Annotated in this window: 17 protein-coding genes; 9 read left to right on the forward strand and 8 right to left on the reverse strand. The window is 68.4% G+C overall.

Features of this window, described 5'->3' with window-relative positions; all coding sequences use genetic code 11:
- Positions 1 to 51: 51 nt before the first annotated feature.
- From ACLHG5_RS00445 to ACLHG5_RS00455, 3 genes are all read left to right on the forward strand, one after another.
- Positions 52 to 1,191 (forward strand): 5-(carboxyamino)imidazole ribonucleotide synthase, encoded by a 1,140-nt coding sequence (locus ACLHG5_RS00445; RefSeq protein WP_411317536.1) that lies wholly within the window; start codon positions 52 to 54, stop codon positions 1,189 to 1,191.
- A 72-nt stretch (positions 1,192 to 1,263) separates the two neighbouring features.
- The gene (gene purE, locus ACLHG5_RS00450) at positions 1,264 to 1,767 is read left to right on the forward strand and encodes a 5-(carboxyamino)imidazole ribonucleotide mutase (RefSeq protein ID WP_411316181.1); all 504 of its coding nucleotides are present in this window, start codon (positions 1,264 to 1,266) and stop codon (positions 1,765 to 1,767) included.
- Between the two features lie 47 nt (positions 1,768 to 1,814).
- Positions 1,815 to 3,098, forward strand: coding sequence for an LCP family protein (locus tag ACLHG5_RS00455; protein ID WP_411317537.1), 1,284 nt, complete (start codon positions 1,815 to 1,817; stop codon positions 3,096 to 3,098).
- Positions 3,099 to 3,170: 72 nt separating this feature from the next.
- Here ACLHG5_RS00455 and ACLHG5_RS00460 read toward each other — a convergent pair whose 3' ends face one another.
- From ACLHG5_RS00460 to ACLHG5_RS00475, 4 genes are read right to left on the reverse strand one after another with little or no spacing between them, the layout of a single operon-like run.
- Positions 3,171 to 4,313, reverse strand: a complete 1,143-nt coding sequence (locus ACLHG5_RS00460; RefSeq protein WP_411316179.1) for a glycosyltransferase family 4 protein — start codon at positions 4,311 to 4,313, stop codon at positions 3,171 to 3,173.
- The gene (gene rfbD, locus ACLHG5_RS00465) at positions 4,310 to 5,164 is read right to left on the reverse strand and encodes a dTDP-4-dehydrorhamnose reductase (RefSeq protein ID WP_411316178.1); all 855 of its coding nucleotides are present in this window, start codon (positions 5,162 to 5,164) and stop codon (positions 4,310 to 4,312) included. Before rfbD ends, ACLHG5_RS00460 begins: the two co-directional genes overlap by 4 nt.
- Positions 5,165 to 5,166: 2 nt before the next feature.
- The gene (gene rfbB, locus ACLHG5_RS00470) at positions 5,167 to 6,153 is read right to left on the reverse strand and encodes a dTDP-glucose 4,6-dehydratase (RefSeq protein WP_411317538.1); all 987 of its coding nucleotides are present in this window, start codon (positions 6,151 to 6,153) and stop codon (positions 5,167 to 5,169) included.
- 44 nt (positions 6,154 to 6,197) lie between these two features.
- Positions 6,198 to 7,100 (reverse strand): glycosyltransferase, encoded by a 903-nt coding sequence (locus ACLHG5_RS00475; protein ID WP_411316176.1) that lies wholly within the window; start codon positions 7,098 to 7,100, stop codon positions 6,198 to 6,200.
- Positions 7,101 to 7,226: 126 nt separating this feature from the next.
- On the opposite strand from ACLHG5_RS00475, the gene ACLHG5_RS00480 reads away from it, so the two are divergent.
- The 4 genes from ACLHG5_RS00480 to rfbA are packed head-to-tail and all read left to right on the forward strand — an operon-like array spanning position 7,227 to position 11,415.
- Positions 7,227 to 8,864 (forward strand): cell wall-binding repeat-containing protein, encoded by a 1,638-nt coding sequence (locus ACLHG5_RS00480; RefSeq protein WP_411317539.1) that lies wholly within the window; start codon positions 7,227 to 7,229, stop codon positions 8,862 to 8,864.
- Positions 8,865 to 8,888: 24 nt separating this feature from the next.
- Positions 8,889 to 9,914, forward strand: a complete 1,026-nt coding sequence (locus tag ACLHG5_RS00485; RefSeq protein ID WP_411317540.1) for a glycosyltransferase family 2 protein — start codon at positions 8,889 to 8,891, stop codon at positions 9,912 to 9,914.
- 22 nt (positions 9,915 to 9,936) lie between these two features.
- Complete coding sequence (locus tag ACLHG5_RS00490) at positions 9,937 to 10,548, forward strand: dTDP-4-dehydrorhamnose 3,5-epimerase family protein (RefSeq protein WP_411316173.1); 612 nt, start codon at positions 9,937 to 9,939, stop codon at positions 10,546 to 10,548.
- A gap of 3 nt (positions 10,549 to 10,551) precedes the next feature.
- On the forward strand, positions 10,552 to 11,415 hold the full coding sequence (rfbA, locus tag ACLHG5_RS00495; protein ID WP_411317541.1) for a glucose-1-phosphate thymidylyltransferase RfbA: 864 nt from the start codon (positions 10,552 to 10,554) through the stop codon (positions 11,413 to 11,415).
- Positions 11,416 to 11,518: 103 nt separating this feature from the next.
- Here rfbA and ACLHG5_RS00500 read toward each other — a convergent pair whose 3' ends face one another.
- The gene (locus ACLHG5_RS00500) at positions 11,519 to 13,297 is read right to left on the reverse strand and encodes a cell wall-binding repeat-containing protein (protein WP_411317542.1); all 1,779 of its coding nucleotides are present in this window, start codon (positions 13,295 to 13,297) and stop codon (positions 11,519 to 11,521) included.
- A 147-nt stretch (positions 13,298 to 13,444) separates the two neighbouring features.
- Here ACLHG5_RS00500 and ACLHG5_RS00505 point away from each other — a divergent pair, with 147 nt between their 5' ends.
- Positions 13,445 to 14,239, forward strand: a complete 795-nt coding sequence (locus tag ACLHG5_RS00505; RefSeq protein WP_411317543.1) for a hypothetical protein — start codon at positions 13,445 to 13,447, stop codon at positions 14,237 to 14,239.
- A 1-nt stretch (position 14,240) separates the two neighbouring features.
- Here ACLHG5_RS00505 and ACLHG5_RS00510 read toward each other — a convergent pair whose 3' ends face one another.
- From ACLHG5_RS00510 to ACLHG5_RS00520, 3 genes are all read right to left on the reverse strand, one after another.
- Positions 14,241 to 15,440, reverse strand: a complete 1,200-nt coding sequence (locus tag ACLHG5_RS00510) for an ABC transporter ATP-binding protein (protein WP_411317544.1) — start codon at positions 15,438 to 15,440, stop codon at positions 14,241 to 14,243.
- A 33-nt stretch (positions 15,441 to 15,473) separates the two neighbouring features.
- Positions 15,474 to 16,373 (reverse strand): ABC transporter permease, encoded by a 900-nt coding sequence (locus ACLHG5_RS00515; protein ID WP_411316168.1) that lies wholly within the window; start codon positions 16,371 to 16,373, stop codon positions 15,474 to 15,476.
- Between the two features lie 74 nt (positions 16,374 to 16,447).
- Complete coding sequence (locus tag ACLHG5_RS00520; protein WP_411316167.1) at positions 16,448 to 17,584, reverse strand: glycosyltransferase family 2 protein; 1,137 nt, start codon at positions 17,582 to 17,584, stop codon at positions 16,448 to 16,450.
- Positions 17,585 to 17,791: 207 nt separating this feature from the next.
- Between ACLHG5_RS00520 and ACLHG5_RS00525 the strand changes: the two genes are divergently transcribed.
- The gene (locus ACLHG5_RS00525; RefSeq protein WP_411317545.1) at positions 17,792 to 20,689 is read left to right on the forward strand and encodes a glycosyltransferase; all 2,898 of its coding nucleotides are present in this window, start codon (positions 17,792 to 17,794) and stop codon (positions 20,687 to 20,689) included.
- Positions 20,690 to 20,725 lie beyond the last annotated feature (36 nt).

The raw sequence follows: 20,725 nt of genomic DNA on the forward strand, positions 1-20,725 counted from the left end.
GGCGGTTCGAAATACTAACCGTCGCGTCGTCTCGGTAACTGGAAGGTCGGCATGACTCTCACGATCGGTGTCATCGGCGGTGGGCAACTGGCCCGCATGATGATCCCCGCGGCGATAGCCCTCGGGATCGAGATCCGCGTGCTCGCCGAGGCGGAGGGCGCGCCGGCATCCCTCGCCGCGACCGCGGTCGGCGACTACCGCGACGCCGAGACGGTCGTGCGCTTCGCCCGCGACGTCGACGTCGTGACCTTCGACCACGAGCACGTGCCGCAATCCGTGCTCGCGGCGCTCGAGGATGCCGGGGCGATCGTGCGACCGGGCCCGGCCGCCCTCCTCTTCGCGCAAGACAAGCTCAGCATGCGCGAGCGTCTCGACGCCGCGGGTATCCCCGTTCCCGAATGGGCGAGGGTGTCGACCCCCGCCGACCTCGACGACTTCGTGAGCGCCCACGGCGGTCGCGCCGTCGTCAAGACCGCGACGGGCGGATACGACGGCAAAGGCGTGAGGGTCGTGGCGTCGAGCGCCGACGTCGCCGACTGGTTCGGAGACGAACCCCTCCTCGTCGAGGAGCTCGTCGTGTTCCGCCGTGAACTCGCGCAGCTCGTCGCGAGACGGCCGTCGGGGCAGATCGTCGCGTGGCCGCTCGTCGAGAGTGTGCAGCGCGACGGAGTGTGCGCCGAGGTCATCGCGCCCGCGCCCCGGTCGAGCGGACGGCTCGCCGAGGCGACCGAATCGGTCGCCCGCCGCATCGCCGAGCTCCTCGACGTCACGGGAGTGCTCGCGGTCGAACTCTTCGAGACCGACGACGACCGCATCCTCGTGAACGAACTCGCGATGCGACCGCACAACACGGGGCACTGGACGATCGACGGCTCGACGACGAGCCAGTTCGAGCAGCACGTGCGAGCGACCCTCGACCTCCCGCTCGGAGCGACGGACGCTCACGCGGGCTGGGCCGTCATGGTCAACGTGCTCGGCGGTCACCCCGACGGCGCCCTCGTCGACAGCTACCCCGTGACCTTCGCCGACCAGCCCTCGGTCAAGGTGCACAACTACGGTAAAGACCCGAGACCGGGCCGCAAGGTCGGGCACGTGACCGCGACGGGTGACGACCTCGACGACGTCGTCTGGAGGGCCCGCGCGGCGGCTTTCCTGCTGGGATCGGAAGCCGTCGATCGCCCGACGTCGTAACCGTGCACACCACCGCAGAGCGAGCGAACACGCTCCCTCGCTTGCCGAGGCGAGAGCGCGCCACGAAGTACGATGGCCGTTATGCCTGAGCCCCTCGTCGCTGTCGTCATGGGCTCGGACTCCGACTGGGCCGTCATGAAGGCCGCATCCGTCGTTCTCACCGAGTTCGGTGTCGCGCACGAGGTCGAGGTGCTCTCGGCGCATCGCACGCCCGAGCGGATGCTCGAGTTCGGCGCTCGTGCGAGCGAGCGGGGACTCCGCTCGATCATCGCGGGTGCCGGCGGCGCCGCGCACCTCCCCGGCATGCTCGCGTCGGTCACGACACTCCCCGTCATCGGCGTTCCCGTCGCGCTCGCGACCCTCGACGGCCTCGACTCCCTCCTCTCGATCGTGCAGATGCCCGCGGGTGTTCCCGTCGCGACGGTGTCGATCGGCGGTGCTCGTAACGCGGGACTCCTCGCCATCCGGATGCTCGCGGCCACCGACCCCGCCCTCGCGACGGCTCTCGCGCAGCACGCGTCCGATCTGAAGGATCTCGTCGCGACGAAGAACGAGAACCTCAAAGCGAGCCTGTGAGCACTATCAGCCCCGTCAGGCACCCCGACCTGAAGTCACCCTCGACCATGACCCGTCGGGCGTGGTGGCTCGTGGGACTCAACATCCTCATCCCCGGTTCCGCCCAGCTCATCGCCGGCAATCGCCGGCTCGGGCGCTTCGGCGTCTCGATGACGTTCCTGCTGTGGACGCTCGTCGTCGTGGCCGCCGTGCTCTTCTTCGTGCTCCCGCGCGTCATCTACGGTGTCGCGTCGAATCCGATCGCGCTCACCGTCGTGCAGATCGCTCTCGTCGCCTACCTCGTTCTCTGGGTCGTCCTCACACTCGACACCCTCAGGCTCGTCAAGATCGTGCGGGCATACCCGAGGGCGAGGCCCGCGATCGCCGCGCTCGCCGTCGTCGCGCTCGTCGCGACGACGGGTGTCGTCGGCTACGGCGCCATGGTCGCGGGCGTGACCCGCAGCACGATCGAGGCCATCTTCGCGAACGGGCAATACAAGGAGCCCGTCGACGGGCAGTACAACATCCTCCTCCTCGGTGCGGATGCCGGCCCCGACCGGGAGGGGCTGCGGCCCGACAGTCTCTCGGTCGCGAGCGTCAACGCCGAGACCGGTGCGACGACGATGATCGGCGTTCCGCGCAACTTCGAACGCGCGCAGTTCGCTCCCGAATCACCCCTGTGGGGAGCGTTCCCGACCGGGTACGACTGCGGCGACGAGTGCCTCATCAACTACCTCTACACCTACGGCGACGAGCACCCCGAGCTGTATCCCGAGGCCGAGGCCGAGGGCAGTTCCTCGGGTATCGAGGCGACGCGCGACGCCGTGTCGGGGGTCACGGGCCTCGAGATCCAGTACTACGTGCTCATCGACATGCAGGGTTTCGCGAATCTCATCGACTCGCTCGGGGGTGTCGACATCGAGGTGCCGTCCCGCACGGCGATCGGCCCGATCACGGCGCCCGATCCTCTCTATTACGTCGAGCAAGGGGAGCAGCACTTCAACGGTGGCGAAGCCCTCTGGTACGCGAGGTCGCGCTTCGACTCCAACGACTACGACCGCATGGCGCGCCAGCGTCAAGTGCAGGAGGCCGTGCTCACCCAGTTCGACCCCTCCAATGTGCTCACCAAGTTCCAGGACATCGCGGCGGCCGGCGTTCAGGTGGTCGACACGGACATCCCCGCGGTCATGCTGCCGGGGTTCGTCGATCTCGCCGACAACGGGAGGAGCATCCCGATCACGACCCTCGAGCTCGTGCCCGGGGTCGTCGACACGCTCTACCCCGACTACGACCAGATCCACGCGCTCGTGAGGTCGACGATCGCGACGGCCGCGACGGCCGACGGCGGCTGACTCGGCACCTGACTCGGCCTGACGAGCGACGAGCGACGAGCGACGAGCGACGAGCGACGAGCTCGGGCGCGCTTAGAGGTCGGCGTGCAACTGCCAGACCCGCTGCGCGGAGTCCCGCCACGCGAATGCGCCCGCGCGGTCCGATCCCGAGACGGCGAGGCGACCGGCGAGGTCGGTGTCCCTCACGATGTCCGCGATCCGGGCCGCGAGTCGCTCGGGGTAGGTCTGCATGTCGACGGTCGAGACGGTGACGCCGGCACCCGCCGCGACCTCGACGACGGCGGGCGAGTCGGAGTGCACGACGGGGGTGCCGAAACTGAACGCCTCGATCACCGGGAGGCCGAAGCCCTCGGCGAGGCTCGGGAAGACGAAGACCGTGGCGCGGTCGTAGACGACCGAGAGCTCGGCGTCGGTGAGGACGCCCAGGATGATCACGCGGTCCGCATCGAGACCGAGCTCGGCGGCGACGCTGCGGATGTCCTCGTGGCCCGACTCGGGGGTGCCCGCGACCACGAGCGGCAGTCCGGAGTCGTCACCCGTCGCGAGCGAGGTGAGGAGCTCGCGCAGGCCCTTGCGGGGGTGCAGGGAGCTCAGGGTGAAGAGGTAGCGCTCGGGGAGGCCGAGAGCCGCGGCGCGCTCGGTGGCGTCGACGGGCACGACGAGCTTGCTGCTCACGGCCCCGCCGATGACTCTGACGCGCTCACCGAAGTCGAAGACGTCACCGATCTGCTCGGCGACGCTGTAGCTCGGCACGACGATCGCGTCGGCGTAGCGGTGCGCTCGCTTGAGCATCGACCGGTGCCACGAGACCTGCCGGTTCTTGAGCAGGTGCGGATGAGTCCACGGCACCGCGTCGTGCACCGTGACGACGGTCTGCGTTCCGACGTCGTTGACGGGATCGTGCTTCGAGAGCGGGGCGAGGAGGCTCGGAGCGTGCACCATGCCGCTTCCGGGGAGTCTCGTGATGCCGTGCTGCCAGGCGAGCTGCAATTCGCGGCGCGCGAGGGCGCTCTTGAACAGGTCGACCATGCCGGGGAGGAGCGTGGCGAGCCGGTCGTATTCGGTCGACGCCGACGACGACACGACACCGCTCACCTCGCAGCCGAAGGGAGCCGTCGCGATGAGTTCTCTCGTGAGCTCCTCGGCATAGCGCCCGACCCCCGTGGGCCCGGGCGCGATGATGTCGTCGACGACGACGCGGAGCGTCGTCGTCACGAGGGGTCCATGATTCCCCTGCTCATCGCGTCGGCGAGGGCGTCTGTCCAGTCGCGCATCGGCGCGAGGCCGGCATAGGTCCACGCGTCGTGCCCGAGAACGGAGTACGCGGGGCGAGGGGCGGGGCGCACGAAGCTCCCGCTGTCGGTCGGAGTCACGCGCTCGGGGTCGAGACCCGCGTTCGCGAAGACGACCCGCGCGTAGTCGAACCAGCTCGTCTGACCCGAGTTGGTCGCGTGATACGCGCCGAACGGTGCGGCCGAGTCGACGAGCGTCACGATCTGCTTCGCGAGATCGAGGGTCCAGGTCGGTTGACCGACCTGATCGCTCACGACCGTGAGGGTGTCGCGGTCGGCGGCGAGACGCAGCATCGTCTTGGCGAAGTTCGGCCCGTGCTCGCCGTAGAGCCACGCGGTGCGCACGATGTAGCTCCGCGCTCCGTTCGCCTCGACGACGAGCCTCTCGCCCTCGGCTTTGCTCGCGCCGTAGACCGAGACGGGCGCGTGCGGGGCGTCTTCGGGGTAGGGCGAGGTCGCGACGCCGTCGAAGACGTAGTCGGTCGACACCTGCACGAGCACTGCCCCGACCTCGGCCGCGGCGGTCGCGAGATGGCCGGCACCGGTCGCGTTGACGGCGAACGCCGCATCCCGCTCGGTCTCGGCATCGTCGACCCTCGTGTGCGCGGCGGCGTTGATCACGACGTCGTGGCCGGCGACGGCCGACCGCACGGCGTCGAGGTCGGTCACGTCGAGGTCCGACCTCGAGAGCGCGGTGACGTCGCGCCCGTCGAGCACGGACTGGAGATCGCGGCCGAGCATTCCGCTCGCGCCGGTGAGGAGGAACCGGGTCATGATCAGCTCAGGGCCGCGCGCTCGCGCAACGGCTCCCACCACGAGCGGTTGTCGCGGTACCACTGCACGACCTCGGCGAGACCCTGGTCGAACGGCACGCGCGGCTCGTAGCCGAGCTCGGATCGGATCTTGGAGATGTCGACGGAGTATCGGAGGTCGTGACCGAGGCGATCCTGCACGCGGTCGACGTAGGACCAGTCCTTGCCCGTCGAGTCGAGGAGGAGCTGCGTGAGCTCCTTGTTGGTGAGTTCGGTGCCGCCGCCGATGTTGTAGATCTCGCCGGCGCGACCGCCGACGAGAACCATGGCGATTCCGCGGCAGTGGTCGTCGACGTGCAGCCAGTCGCGGATGTTGTTGCCCTCGCCGTAGAGGGGAACGTGCTTGTCGTCGATGAGGTTCGTGATGAAGAGGGGGATGACCTTCTCGGGAAAGTGGAAGGGGCCGTAGTTGTTCGAGCAGCGAGTGATCGAGATGTTGAGGCCGTGCGTGCGGAAGTAGCTGCGCGCGAGGAGGTCGCTCCCCGCTTTGGATGCCGAGTACGGCGAGTTGGGTTCGAGCGGGCGCTCTTCGTCCCACGAGCCCTCGGCGATCGAGCCGTACACCTCGTCGGTCGAGACGTGCACGAAGCGCTCGAGCCCGGCACGGAGCGACGCGTCGAGGAGTTTCTGCGTTCCGAGCACGTTCGACTCGACGAAGATCGAGGCGTCGCGCACCGAGCGGTCGACGTGCGATTCGGCGGCGAAGTGCACGACGGCGTCGACGTCGGGAAGCAGCGAGTCGAGGAGGTCGGAGTCGCGGATGTCTCCGTGCACGAAGCTGAAGCGCGGGGAGTCGGAGACCGAGGCGAGGTTCTCGAGGTTGCCCGAGTAGGTGAGGGCGTCGAGCACGACGATCTCGGCTCCCTCGAGCCCCTCGTAGGCGTCGCCGAGGGCACGCCTCACGAAGTTCGAACCGATGAATCCGGCGCCGCCGGTGACGAGAATCTTCATGCCCACTCCTTCTGATACTGCGTTCTGTGCCCCCGACAGTCTAGTTAGTGGTGCGGTTCGCCGAAGGTGCGCCGCCCGACGACGGCCGCGCGCACGCGCAGACCGACCGTGAGGGCGGCTCGCACGGGCCACAGGAGCGCCCCCGGGTACTTCTTGTGCATGAACTGCCGCGCGCTCTCGTGGTGGGCGTCGATCATCCGCTGGGAATCGGTCGTCGTCGAGTGCGCGCCCGTGTGCACCGCGGTGGCGGAGGGCTCGTAGACGTTGCGGTACCCCGCCTTCCCGATGCGGTAGCCGAGGTCGACGTCTTCGAAGTACATGAAGAACGAGGGGTCGAAGCCCCCGAGGTCGTCGAAGACGCGCCGTCTGACGAGGAGGCACGCGCCCGAGAGCCATCCGGCGTCGCGGCGGAGCGGGGTGTCGTCGGAGTCCCGGCGGTACGCGCGGCTCCACGGGTTGCTCGGCCAGAGGTTGGCGAAGAGCGCGTGACCGATCCCCGTGCGCAGTGAGGGCACCGATCTCGCCGAGGGGTAGACCGCGCCCTCGACGCCGGTCAGCACGGCCGGTCCGATCGCCCCGACCGTCTCGTCGGCGTCGCCCTCGCGCACGAGGATGTCGATCGCGCCCTCGCCGAGCACGACGTCGGGGTTGCTCACGAGGATCCAGTCGACGGAGGAGGGGAGCTCCCGTGTCGCCGCGTTGACGGCTCCGCCGTAGCCGAGGTTCGAGGCGAGAGGGAGGTAGCGTGCGCCCGCACGCGAGACGAGTGAGTCGAGGTGCTCGGATTCATCCACCCTGTTGTCGGCGACGACCACGAGAGGCGACTCGGTGACCGCGGCGGAGGGGATGGAGGAGAGGAAGGGCCCGAGCACGGACGACGACCCGAAACTGACCGTCACGACGGCGACACGAGGGTGACCGATCGGATCGGGAGGTGAGAGGGCCATGGAAATCCGATCCTACCCGCCAGTCCCCGGACCGACGGGCGACAACACGGACAGTACGGGGTGTACGGATGTTTGATACGGTCAACCCATCGGGGGACATTAGTCGGGGGACAGATGATTGCACGAATGAAATTCCGCGCGCTTCTCACAGTCGTGATCGCGGCGGCGCTCGCCGTCGGGGGAGTCACAACCGCCGCGGTCGCCGCACCACAGGACGAGGTGCTCGCGTCGGTCAACAGTGAGCGGGCGAAAGCGTCGCTCGCCCCGTTGCGCGCCGACGCGAAGATGGATGCGATCGCTCAGGAGTGGGCCAACCAGATGAGTCGCACGGGCAACTTCGCCCACAGCACCAACGAGTGGCGGGCGGCCCGCCTCGCCTCGGGCTGGCGGCTCAACGGCGAGAACATCGCCTACGGTTACCGCACCTCGGCCCAGGTGATGAGCGGGTGGATGAATTCGCCCGGCCACCGCGAGAACATCCTGCGCTCGGGCTACACCCGCATGGGCGTCGGCTACTCCTCCACCGGGCACTACTGGGTGCAGATCTTCGCGGGCTACCCCGCGGACTCGACGCCTCCGACCCCGTCGCTCTCGGCCACGCCGACACCCAAGATCACAGGGAGCCCACTCGTGGGCAAGACCCTCACGGCCGCCCCGGGAACGTGGGGGCCGGCGCCCGTGACGCTCAAGTACCAGTGGTATGCGGGAGGCAAGGCGATCGCGGGGGCGACGAAGAAGACGCACCTCGTCACCTCCTACGACGTCGGAACCCGCGTGACCGTGAAGGTCACGGGGTCGAAGAGCGGATATCGTTCGGTCGCCAAGACGAGCGCCGCGACGGCGGCCGTCACGACGGACATCGACGCGACGCGGGTCGCGGGAGCGAGTCGCTACGCCTCCGCCATCGCGCTATCGAAGAGCATCCCCGTGCGCTCGGGTGGGGTTGTCTACGTCGCGAGCGGCGTCAACTACCCCGACGCGCTGAGCGCGGGCCCCGCGGCAGCGCACGACGGCGCTCCGCTGCTCCTCACGAAACCCGGCGCCCTTCCGGCCGGTGTCGCGACCGAGATCGCGCGTCGCGCCCCGAGCTCGATCGTCGTCGTCGGCGGCGAGAGCGCGGTGTCGGGGGCTGTCGTCTCGAGCCTCGAGCGCATCGCGCCCGTGACGCGCGTGTCGGGATCGAACCGCTTCGAGACCTCGCGGCTCATCGCCGAGCACGCGTTCGGTGACGGTCGCGTGTCGGCTGCCTACCTCGCCACGGGCAACGGGTTTCCGGATGCCCTCTCCGCGGGGTCCGCCGCGGGAGCCCAATCGGCTCCCATCGTGCTCGTGAAGGGGTCGGCGTCGAGCGTCGATTCCGCGACGCTCGGTCTGCTCCGCCAGCTTGACGTCGACAGCGCGGTGCTCGTCGGCGGCACGAGCGTCGTCTCGGCGGGGATCCAGCGATCCCTCGCGAGCGCGGGCATCCCCGCGACCCGGCAGGCGGGAAGCAACCGGTTCACGACGTCTGCGGCGATCAACGAGGCGGCATTCGCGTCGAGCGCGACGGCGTTCATCGCCACCGGCTACGACTTCCCCGACGCGCTCGCGGGGTCGGTGCTCGCCGCCACGAGAAACAGCCCCCTCTTCATCAGCCAGGCGGCGTGCATCCCGCGGGCGATCGTCGATCGCATCTCGGAGTCGGATGTCACGGACGTCGTGCTGCTCGGTGGCGAGAGCGTGCTCTCCGATGCCGTGTTCGACCTGCGCGCGTGCAGCAAGTGATGCGCCGTCGCTAGAGTTGCGGGCGTGCCATCGCCCGACGGATCCCCCGGCGACAGTGTGCCCGTAGCCGTCTCGGTGGCGCTGTGCACGCGCAACGGCGCCGAGTTCGTCGGGGCGCAGGTCGAGAGCATCCTCGGGCAGTCCCTCCGACCCGCCGAGATCGTGCTCTCGGACGACGGGTCGACCGACGACACCGTCGAGATCGTGCGCCGCATCGTCGAGGCGCATGCCGAGGCCCACGGTAACGCGGTCGCTCTGACGGTCGTCGTCAACCCCGAGCCGCTCGGGGTCACCGGCAATTTCGAGAGCGCCATGCGCGTGTGCGCGAACGACCTCATCGCGCTGTGCGACCAAGACGACGTGTGGCGCGAAGACCGGCTCGAGCGTGCGGCCGGCGAGTTCGCCCGACGACCCGAGCTGCTGCTCCTGCACTCCGATGCGCGCATCGTCGACCGCGGCGGCGTGCCGAGCGGGATCGGACTCTTCGTGACCCTCGGCGTCTCGGAGGAGGAACGGCGAGCGATACACGACGGCGACGGGTTCGCGGTCTACATCCGCCGCAACCTCGCGACCGGGGCGACGACGATGGTGCGGAGGCGACTGCTCGACCTCGCCCTCGACTTTCCCCGCGAGTGGGTGCACGACGAGTGGCTCGCGATCGTCGCGGCGGCGCTCGGCGGCGCGGATCTCGTCGACGACACCCTCATCGACTACCGGCAGCACGGCGCGAACGCGATCGGTGCGACCGCGTTGACGGTGCGGCGCCGGTTCGCGAAGCTCGCGGAGCCGCGGACCGCGCGCAACGCGCGACTGCTCGAGAACTCGCGCATCCTCGTCGACCGACTCGGGGCCCTCGCCGTGCCCGTTCCGGCATCCGTTCTCGCGCTCGCCGCGGGCAAGGTGGTCCACGAGACGTTCCGCTCGTCGCTCGCTCGCTCCCGCCCGCTCCGGGTGGTTCCGATCGCGCGCGCACTGCGGCGCGGCGACTATGCGAGGTTCGGCGGCGGGGCGCAGGATGCCGTGCGCGACCTCGTGCAACCGGCCTCGTGAGGGTCCGGATAGGATTCTGCACGTGCTAATCCGTGAGCTGTCGATCCCTGATTCCTTCGAGATCACCCCGATCCAACGAGAAGACGACCGAGGTGTGTTCCTCGAGTGGTACCGCTTCGACCGGCTGGAAGAGGCTGTGGGCCACCCGCTGTCGCTCCGGCAGGCCAACACGTCGGTCTCGAAGCGCGGCGTCGTGCGCGGCATCCACTTCGCGTCCATCCCGCGCGGTCAGGCCAAGTACGTCACGGTGACCCACGGAGCCGTTCTCGACTACATCGTCGACATCCGGGTCGGTTCGCCGACGTTCGGACAGTGGGACGCCGTGCGCCTCGACACCGTCGACCGCAAGGCCGTCTACATCCCCGAGGGCCTCGGGCACGCCTTCGTCGCCCTCACCGACGACGCGACGGTGAGCTACCTCGTGTCGGACGTCTACAACGCGGCAGCCGAGCACGGCATCAACCCCCTCGATGCGCAGATCGGCCTCGAGTTCCCCGATGAAGCGGGTGAAGCGCTCCTGTCGCCGAAAGACACGTCGGCCCCGTCGCTCGCCGAGGCGGCCGAGACCGGGCTGCTGCCGACCTGGGAAGCCACGCGCTCGTTCTACCAGCAGCTCGACAACGGGGAGGTCTGACCCATGCGCGGAATCATCTTGGCCGGAGGCAGCGGAACGCGCCTGTGGCCCATCACGCGGGGCATCTCGAAGCAGCTCATGCCCATCTACGACAAGCCGATGATCTACTACCCCCTGTCGACGCTCATGCGCGCCGGCATCCGCGAGATCCTCATCATCACGACACCCGATGACCAGGCGCAGTTCCAGAGACTGCTCGGCGACGGCAGCGAGCTCGGTGTGAGCTTGAGCTACGCCGTCCAGCCGTCTCCCGACGGCCTCGCCCAAGCGTTCATCATCGGCGAGGAGTTCATCGGTGACGAGAAGGTCGCCCTCGTGCTCGGCGACAACATCTTCCACGGTGTCGGACTCGGGTCCAACCTCCGCAGCCACAACGACGTCGACGGCGCGCTCATCTTCGCGTACCACGTGTCGAATCCCCGCGCCTACGGTGTCGTCGAGTTCGATGACGACTTCCGCGCGCTCTCCATCGAGGAGAAGCCCGTCGAGCCGCGGAGCAACTTCGCGGTGCCCGGGTTGTACTTCTACGACAACTCGGTCGTCGAGGTCGCCAAGACCATCACGCCGAGCGCGCGCGGGGAGCTCGAGATCTCGACGATCAACGAGATGTACCTCGACGACGGAAAGCTGCAGGTGCAGGTGCTCGACCGCGGAACGGCGTGGCTCGACACCGGGACGTTCGAGTCGATGGTGCAGGCGACCGAGTTCGTGCGCGTCGTCGAGGATCGCCAGGGCTACAAGATCGGCTGCATCGAGGAGATCGCGTGGCGTGCCGGGTGGATCAGCGACGAGGAACTCGCCGCGATCGCCGCCCCCCTCGTGAAGAGTGGATACGGAACCTACTTGAGCCGCTTGCTCGGGGGCTGAGTGAGATAGCAGCACAACCGCTGCGGCAGAACGCTGCAGCAGAAACGGGGCGGGGGAGTCGAATGACTCCCTCGCCCCGTTTCGTTCGGCCGCGGCACTCGGCCTAGCGGCAGTTGGTGTACTTCGCGACCTCGCCCGTCACGACCGACGTGCCCCCGAGGATGACCATGCTCGTGGTCCTCGCCGCGATCATCTTCTGCGCGAGGGGGATGCGCATGCAGTTCTTCGGCACGAGATAGAGCGGATTGTTGTTCTTGCCGGCGAGCGCCGCGCCGGCGAGGGCGTCGGAGTACGCCGTGCCCGACGCCGCGTAGATCGTTCCCATGCGAGCGTTCGCGAAGGCTGCGGCGTTGAGCTTCTCGCCCGTCTCGAACCTGTTGACGCCCGCGATGCGCGTCACGGCCGTGCCGCCGTTGATCCCCTTGGTGTTGCGCAGGATGTCGGTGCTCACGACCGCGACCCCGCCCGCGATCCTGACCTCGTCGACCCCGAGGTCGCCGAGGAGGGCGATCGCCTCGTCGGTGAGGGTGCTCGCGCTACCGTCGACGAGGATCACGGGGGCGTCGACCGATCCCGCTGCCGCACCGGCGGAGAGGGCGTCGGCGTAGCCGCGCCCCGTCGCGAGGTAGGCGACCGTCGCACCCTTCGCCGCGAATGCGCCGCGAGCGACCTCGAGCGACGTCGAGTAGCGGTTGCCCCCGCTGTCTCGACGCACGGGCGAGATCGTTGCGAGATCGGCTGCGACAGCCTCGGAGACGGCGTCGACACCCCCCGAGATGACGATGAGCGACGGTCGCAGTCGCTGGATCTCGGCGCGCGTCGCCGGGTCGATGCCGTCGCGCCTCGTGAGCAGGAGCGGGGAGTTGTTCGTCGCGGCTGCCGGGGCGGCGCTCAGGGCGTCGGGGAAGTTCAATCCGTTGGCCACGTAGACCGTGCTCGTCCGCGGGGCGTAGTTGGCGCGCGAGATCTGCACGGCCGTGTCGAAGCGGTTGACACCCGCGGTGCGCGTCGCCGTTGCGGCGGGAGTGATGTTGGGCGGCAGCGGGGCGGGGGTGTCGACGATGGGCGAGCCGAACCAGTCGTTGTAGAACACCCAGAAGTTGCGGTTGCCGTACGACGAGCACGCGTCACCGGTTCCGCGGAGGTTGTTGAGCGCCGCCTGGTTGGGGCGGTACGGCGTGTAGTTGTAGAGCGCGGCGGTCGCGTAGTTGGTGATGTTGACCGTGCGGCTGCCGCACGCGGCGTTGGGGTGCCACTGAATCGCGCGCGATCCCGGCTGGATGCCGAAGCGGCTCGCCTTGTAGGTCTTGAGCTGCAGCGTCCCCTGGTAGATCTGGTTGCCGAAGCCGAGCGAGTTGACGGCGCACGGGGCCGTGTCGGGGCACGCGTATCCCATGGCCCGGTCGAGAGCGGCCTTCGACGGGTTGTTCTTCGTCACGAGGGCCTGCTCCTTCTGCAGGGTCACGAGGATGACCTTGGCGCTGATGCCGCACGCGCGCTGCACTCGGAAGATGACGGTCGCCGCGCTCAGCGCCGTCCCGCCCTGGAAGGCCTCGCACCGCACGTTGCCCGTGCTGTCGGAGACGATCCTGGCTCGAGACGCGACCCTGTCGGTGCGCACGTTGAGACACTGATCGGTCAGACAGTTTCCGATGCGCGCGTTGAGGAAGTCCCGGATCTGCTTCTCGGTCATCGCGGAGCTGTCGTAGAACTCGCTGTCGCTGATGATCGTGCCGGCCTTGAAGTCGCTCGCGGTGAGGGCCTCGGCGCGGTCGGTGCCCTGCACGAGGCCTGTCGCCGCGAGCGTGAGGGTGAGCGCGATCGTCACGAGCCATCGCACCGGTCGTCGTCGTCGCGGAGCATTCGAGACACGTGTATCCATGAAAAAGTCATTCCCCCGTTGTTACGCACCCCCGCGAACTCCGGTGGCCGGTCGTCGACCCCGACGCCGCAGACCTGGCCATGCTGTCATCATTCGCGGCGGGTGTCCACGACCCGGCCGGGGCGTGGCGCGCTCTAGGCTCGACGCGTGACACCGCGCCGCATCAAGTCCCTCGTCAAGAATGCCATCCGTCGACGGCTCCTCGCCGGCCGGTTCCGCTTCGATCGCCACGACTTCTCCGCGGTCAGCGGTCGAGAGGCGATCGTCGTCATGTGCCTGTGGAATCGACCGAGCCGTCTCGAGCACATCCTCCGGATGCTCGACGGTCAGGAGCATCCCGAGGGCGTCGTGCTCCTCCTGTGGAACAACACGCGCGCCGACAGGGAGACCTACGACGCGGCGATCGCTGCGCACGATTCCCGGGGATCGCTCCGCCGCGTCGACATCGTGCACTCGCCCTTCAACCTCGGGGCGATCGCGCGGTTCTACTGGGCTCGTCGGCTCGCGGTGGCGGGCTACGAGGGCCCGATCATCGTTCTCGACGACGACGAGGATGTCGACTCGCGCTTCGTCTCGTCTGCCCTCGAGCAGTACGACCCTCTCGCCCTCACCTCGTGGTGGGCGTTCACGGTGCACTCGGTCTACTTCGACCGCACCGCCGCGCGCGTCGGCGACCGCGTCGATTACGCGGGGACGGGCGGGATGGTGTGCCCCGCGACGCTCTTCCGCGACCCTCGGTTCTTCACCGACATCCCCGCGCCGTTCTGGTTGCTCGACGACATGTGGCTCAACCACTTCGCGCTCGCGCGAGGACTCAGGCTCGCCAAACTCGACGTCGAGATCGCGTTCGTCATGGACGAGACCAATCAGGCGCACGGTCAGGCCGAGCTCAAGCAGGACTTCTGGGAGTACCTCGGAGGTCAGAAGCGCGCGACGACGTGAGTCAGCGTTCTCCGAGGTCGCGGAACTGGGGAACGGCGTGCACGATGCCGACGGCGAGGTCGTAGTCGGGAACGTCGAAGGCGCAGGACTGCGGTCGATCGTGGATGTGTCGCCCGATGCTGTCCATGAGCGACACGTTGACGAAGTACTTGCCGGTTCCGAACTGCACGTCTTTGAGGATGAACTCGACGCGGCGATCGCCCGAGAGCGGCGTGAGCTCGGCGCCCAGGCGCTTCGACGTCGTTCCGTAGGTCGCGTGCCCGAGCGCCGTGTCGATCTGGATCGCGCAGACCCAGTCGGTCATGACGGCCTGGTGGGTCAGATCGACGGTGATGCGCAAGTCGCTTCCCGGCGCCACGGGGTCGCCGGGCTTGCCGTCGACCGGCCCCGCGGTCGCTGCGCGCACGCGACCGAGTGTCTCGGGCGCGGGGGGAGCGACGGAGGCGTCTTCGAGGCGCTGGTCCTCGAGGAGGTCGCGGAAGCGCGCGACGGCTTCGACGGGGTCACCCTCGAACTCGACGTTGCCCTTGTTGAGCAGCACGACGTGGTCGCACATCTCCGACACCTGGCCGAGCGAGTGCGACACGAGGATGATCGTGCGCCCCTCGGCCTGGAACGACCGGATCTTGTCGAGGCACTTGCGCTGGAACGCCTCGTCTCCGACGGAGAGAACCTCGTCGACGAGGAGCAGGTCGGGGTCGGTGTGCACCGCGACCGCGAAGGCGAGCCGCACGTACATTCCCGAGGAGTAGAACTTGACCTGGGTGTCGATGAAGTCGCCGATGCCGGCGAAGGCGAGGATGTCGTCGAACCTCTCGTCGGTCTCGGTGCGACTGAGGCCGAGGATCGAGGCGTTGAGGTAGACGTTCTCCCGACCGGTGAGGTCGGGGTGGAACCCCGCCCCGAGCTCGAGGAGGGCCGCGATGCGTCCGCGTCGCTTGACCGATCCGGAGGTCGGGTCGATGATTCCGCCGATGACCTTGAGGAGGGTGCTCTTGCCCGAGCCGTTGTGTCCGATGAGCCCCACGGTCGTGCCAGCGGGGATCGAGATCGAGACGTCCCGCAGTGCCCAGAACTCCTCACGATGACGACGCCCGAGGCGGCCGAGGGTCACGAGGCGCTCTTTGAGCGAGTTGTCGCGGCGGATGACGAATCGCTTCGACACCGAGTCGACGACGGCGATGGTCGGTACTTCTGTCACTGGTTCTCTCTCACTCGAAATGCGCGGCACCGGTTACAGCTCTTGTGCGAAGTTGCCCTGGAGGCGGGCGAACACGCGCTGGAAGCCGATGAGCAGACCGAGGCCGATGACGATCGCCACGAGCATGCGCGGCAGTAGTTCGCCTGGGTAGTCGACGACGCCGTCTCCCCCGACCCAGAACGCCTGCTGGAAACCGAGTACCGCGAGGGTGACGGGGTTGTTCGTGTAGATGTCGAGGAGGAGGCCGTATCCGACGATGTCGCGCACCATCTCCCACGCGTACACCACGGGCGAGGCCCACAGCATGATGAGGAGGAGCACTTCGGTGAGGTACTGGATGTCGCGGAGGTAGACGTTGACGGCGGAGAGCAGGAGCCCGAACGCCGTGCCGTAGACGACGAGGATCGCGAGCGACGGGATGAGGTAGAAGATGTCGACCGAGAGGGGGATCGCCCCCGCGATGATCGTCGCGATGATGAGGATGCCGAGCTGGATGAAGAAGTTGAAGAGCGCGGACCCGACGCTCGCGAGGGGGAAGACCTCGCGGGGGAGGTAGACCTTCTTGATGAGCCCGCCGTTGGCGACGATCGATGACGTCGATCCGCCGATGATCTCGCTGAAGAGGCCGTACGCCGTGAGCCCCGTGAACACGTAGATGGCGAAGTCCGGGATGCCGCGCTCGGCCCCGAGGAACTTGCCGATGACCACGTAGTAGATCATGAGCTGCGTGAGAGGGCGGATGAGCGTCCACACGAAACCGAGGGCGCTGTCCTTGTATCGCGACTTGAGGTCGCGCCTGATCAGCAGGTTGAGCATCTCGCGATGACGGAAGATGTCCTGGATCGATTGCACGGCTCCCGTGAACGACCGCGACTTGGTCGTGTTCACGAAGGGGAGCTTCTCGAGGCTGGCGAATCTCTCAGCAGGGTCCATCGGAGCCTCCCGGCGGGTTAGTCGACAACCGCATCACTCTACACGCGCCGACATCCCCGTCTGCTTCGGGGGCGCTAGGCACCGGGCCTGAGCTTTCGCACGCGGGAGGCGAGAGCGTCGGTCGCCCGCACGACCGTCCTCGAGCGCAGGGAGTGGAGTTCGGCGTGGAGCGCGTCGAGTTCGGCGCGCTGCGTGCGCACGACCTCGTCGAGCTCACGTCGCGCGATCCGCTCGCTCTCGAGGTCGTCGCGTGCGTGCACGAGCTCCGTTCGCGCGGTCGCGACGTCGGCTTCACGAGCGATGAGGGCGCGGCCGGAGTCGGAGAGCACGCGCACGAGGTCGGCGGGGAAATCGACGGGGGGCGAGGTCGAGTCGGCCGCGCCGCCGAACCGCGCGAGGAGGCCGTCGTCCCGTGTGAAGGCGGAGCCAGCCTCGAGGTCGTCGGGGGAGGGGAATCGTGCCGCGTAGTAGGGAAGGAGAACGCCCGCTCGCAAGCGCGCGAAGTCGAGCATGCCGTGGTGGTTGGGGCTCGGCGTGATCGAGGGGTTGGCGAGATACGCCGCCCCCGAGATGTCGACGCGGTGCTCGTATTGTTCCCACGCGCGCCACGGCACGTGGAGCACCTCGAGCTCGAGGCCCGCGGGCACACCTCCCGAGTTCGGGATGCTCGCGGCGTGATTGCCCTGGGCGACAGTCACGTCGGGGGCGCCGACGTGGATCGCGTTGGGGGTCGGGTGGCTCTGCAGCCCCACAGCACGGAGCTCGTCGACGGTCCGGCCGTCGCGCCACACGAAGTCTGCGAGGCGGGAGCCGCGGCGCACGAGCGGACCGATCATGTTGACGACGGGAACGAGGAAGGAGCCGATCGATGTCGGCATCGCCTCGAACACCGCGCGCAAGTCGAGGGTGCGGTCGACGGGGAGGAGGAACTCGTCGGCGTCGGCGTTGATGACCCAGTCGACACCGTGCTCCGTCGAGAGCCGGCGGGCCATCGAAGTGACCACCGCGGCTTGCTGTTTGCGATGCACGGGGTCGTGCTCGAGGAGGATGCTGCCGGCATCCGCGAGGCGCTGGAGGATCTCCGTCGTGCCGTCCGTCGACGCGTTGTCGGTGATGACGAGGGTGTCGACACCCTGCTCGAGATAGAAATTCACCGTGCTCTCGATGATGTCCGCTTCGTCGCGAACCATCATCGTCAGTCCGAGCTTCACGTGGACTCCTTCGGGTTGGGGCTCCACCCGAGGGTGGCCTACGCGTCTGGGCCGCGCAAGTCGGTCAGGAGGGGTGAGCCGGAGCGCGAGAGGCGCGGGTCGGCCGGCGGCGCACCGGGCGCGCGGCGTCGAGCGATTAGCATGTTCACCGCAGACTCCTGTCCGGCGTCGTGTGACCACCACACCCTCGAGGAAAGGCCCACCCCCGTGAAGCAGTGGATTGTGGGGCGGCTGCGCCGCGTTCTTCCGCAGGACAGCTCGAGCCGACGCGTCGCCCGGATCGGCTACGGAGCCTTGCGCGACGCGCGCGGGGTGACCCGATCGGTCTCGACCGCGATCCGCGAAGAGGTCGTGTCCGGCGCGGGAGACGACGCCTACGGCGCATGGCGCCGACAGCACCGTGATCCGGTCATCGTCGAGGGCTCGGGCGCGGTCACGACCGACTTCACGATCGTCTTGCGGGGCGGCCCGGGAGACGCCAAGAGCTCGAGCGCGACGGTCGACAGCATCCACCGGCAGTCGGTCGGTCGCGTCGACATCCGCTGGGCTCACGACGGCGACGATCTCGCGGCGATCCTCGAGACTCTCACGTCGCACTTCGTGCTCTTCCTGAGGGAGGGCGACGTGCTCGAGCCGACCGCTCTCGCTCAGATCGCCAAGAAGCACCGCATCGACCCGCGCCTCGACCTGATCTACTTCGACTCCGATACGCGCGGAGCACGGCGCCGCGAATCGCCGCGATTCCGCCCGGAGTGGTCGCCCGAGATCCTCCTCGGAGCCAACTACCTCGGTCGCGCGTTCGCGATCTCGCCCCGCATCCTCGATGCGGAGGCGGGGGAATCGCTCGGGCCGCGCGCCCTCTGGCGCAACCTCCTCGCGATCGACCCGACGACGACGCGCGTCGGGTCCATCCCCGAGGTGCTCCTCTCCGAGGTGGAGGGGGCAGACGATCGCGTCGTCGCCGCCGACGCCGAGATGGTCGAGTCGGCCCTCGCGCGCCGCGGCGAGGTCGCTCGCGCGGTCGTCGACGACGGCATCGTGCGCACCTTCTTCGAGCCGAGCGTGTGGCCGACCGTGTCGGTCGTCATCCCGACGCGGCACTCCCGCTCCAACCTCTCGGTGCTCCTGCCGAGCCTCGCGGCATCCGACTACCCGCACCTCGACGTCACCATCATGGACAACGGCGAGCAGTCGCCCGAGAACCGCGAGTGGTACGAGCAGTGGAACTCGCAGCTCGACCTCTCGGTGACCTGGTGGAGCGAGACCCCGTTCAACTACTCGCGGGTCAACAACGTCGGGGCGAGGTCCGCTGTCGGAGACGTCATCGTGTTCCTCAATGACGACACCGAGATCGTCGACCCCCGCTGGTTACGCGAATCGGTCGGACTCCTTCTGCGCGAGGGAGTCGGCACCGTCGGATTCCGTCATCTCCGAGCCGACGGGCTCATCCAGCATGCCGGTGTCGTCGTGGGCCCCGGTGGCTTCGCCGACAACCTCTTCGTGGGCCGCGACCCCCACGAGGACACCCTCATCGGGCCGACCAACTGGTACCGCAACTCCCTCGCCGTCACGGGCGCGTGCGTCGCGATCCGCCGCAGCGACTTCGAGGAGGTCGGCGGTTTCGACGAGCGGTTCGAACTCACCGGGAGCGACGTCGTGCTCGGGCTCGACCAGGTCATCCACGGCCGTCGCAACGCGGTCATCCCCTTCGACGTCGTGAGGCACTACGAGTCGATCACGCGCGGCACGCACGTTCCCCCGCAAGATTTCTTCGCGAGCTACTGGCGGTACAACCCGTGGCTGCGCAACGGCGACCCCTACTCGTCGCCCAACATCTCCCGGTCGACCGCCGTCCCGCGCTTCGCACGCACCGACGACGAGGTGCCGATCAAGCGCGCCCTCGAGACCCTCGGCCGACCCTACGGAAGCGTCGCGCAGTCGGCGTCGATCTCCGACGAGGCCCGAGGCCTCCTGGGAACCGCGTCGGTCTCGCGCGAGACCGTCGAAGACGTGCACAAGACCCACGCCGACAACGCGGCACCGTTCGAGATCCGCACCGTCAACTGGTTCATCCCCGACATCGACATGCCGTTCTTCGGTGGGCTCAACACGGCGTTCCGCCTCGCCGACAAGCTCGCGCGCGACCACGGCGTCGTCAACCGCTTCGTCGTGCTCGCGGCACCGAACCCGCTCTTCTTCACCTCGGCCCTCGCCGCCGCGTTCCCGAACCTCGCCGACGCCGAGGTGCACTTCTACGACGGCAGCGCGACATCGATCGAGGAGATCCCCGGGGCGGATGCGGCCGTCGCGACGCTGTGGCTCACGGCCATGCACGTCGCGCGCTCGAACGACGTGAAGCGCAAGTTCTACCTCGTGCAGGACTTCGAGCCCGGTTTCTACGCCGCGAGCACGATGTTCGCGATGGCCGAGGAGTCGTACAGGCTCGGTCTCTACGCGATCTGCAACACGCCGAGCATGTTCGAGAGCTACACGGGCGAGTACGGCGGCAAGGCGACGTCGTTCATCCCGGCCGTCGACGCGTCGATCTTCCACGCCGAGGGGCGGGAGACCCCCGATCCCGACGCTCCCGTGACGATCTTCGCTTACGCGCGCGACCACTTCCGCAACTGCTGGGAGCTCGTCTACGCCGCCCTCGCCGAGATCAAGCGCCGTCACGGCGACGGGGTTCGCATCGTCGCTGCGGGCGCTCGGTACCTCCCCGACAGCGCCGACTTCATCGACCTCGGCCTCATCGACTATCGCGAGACCGGGCGGCTCTATCGCGACGCCGACATCGGTATCACGATGCAGATCTCGCGCCACCCCTCGTATCTCCCGCTCGAGCTCATGGCGAGCGGGGTCGCGATGGTCGTGCCCGACAGCCACTGGTTCACGTGGCTCTTCGACGACGGCGTCAACGCCGAGATGTCGATGCGCTCCTTCGACGACGTCGTCGCGAAACTCGACCGTCTCGTGACCGACCCCGAGTTGCGCGCGCGCATCGCGAGCGGCGGGCTCGAGACCATCGCCGAGAAGCACTCCGACTGGGATGCCGCCCTCGACCACATCTACGACTACCTGTGCGACCCGGAGAGAGACCGATGACCGTTTCGACCACACCCGCCCACTCGACTCCGAGGA

Source organism: Marisediminicola sp. LYQ85 (assembly GCF_046600695.1).
In the GTDB taxonomy this organism is placed as follows: Bacteria; Actinomycetota; Actinomycetes; order Actinomycetales; family Microbacteriaceae; genus Marisediminicola.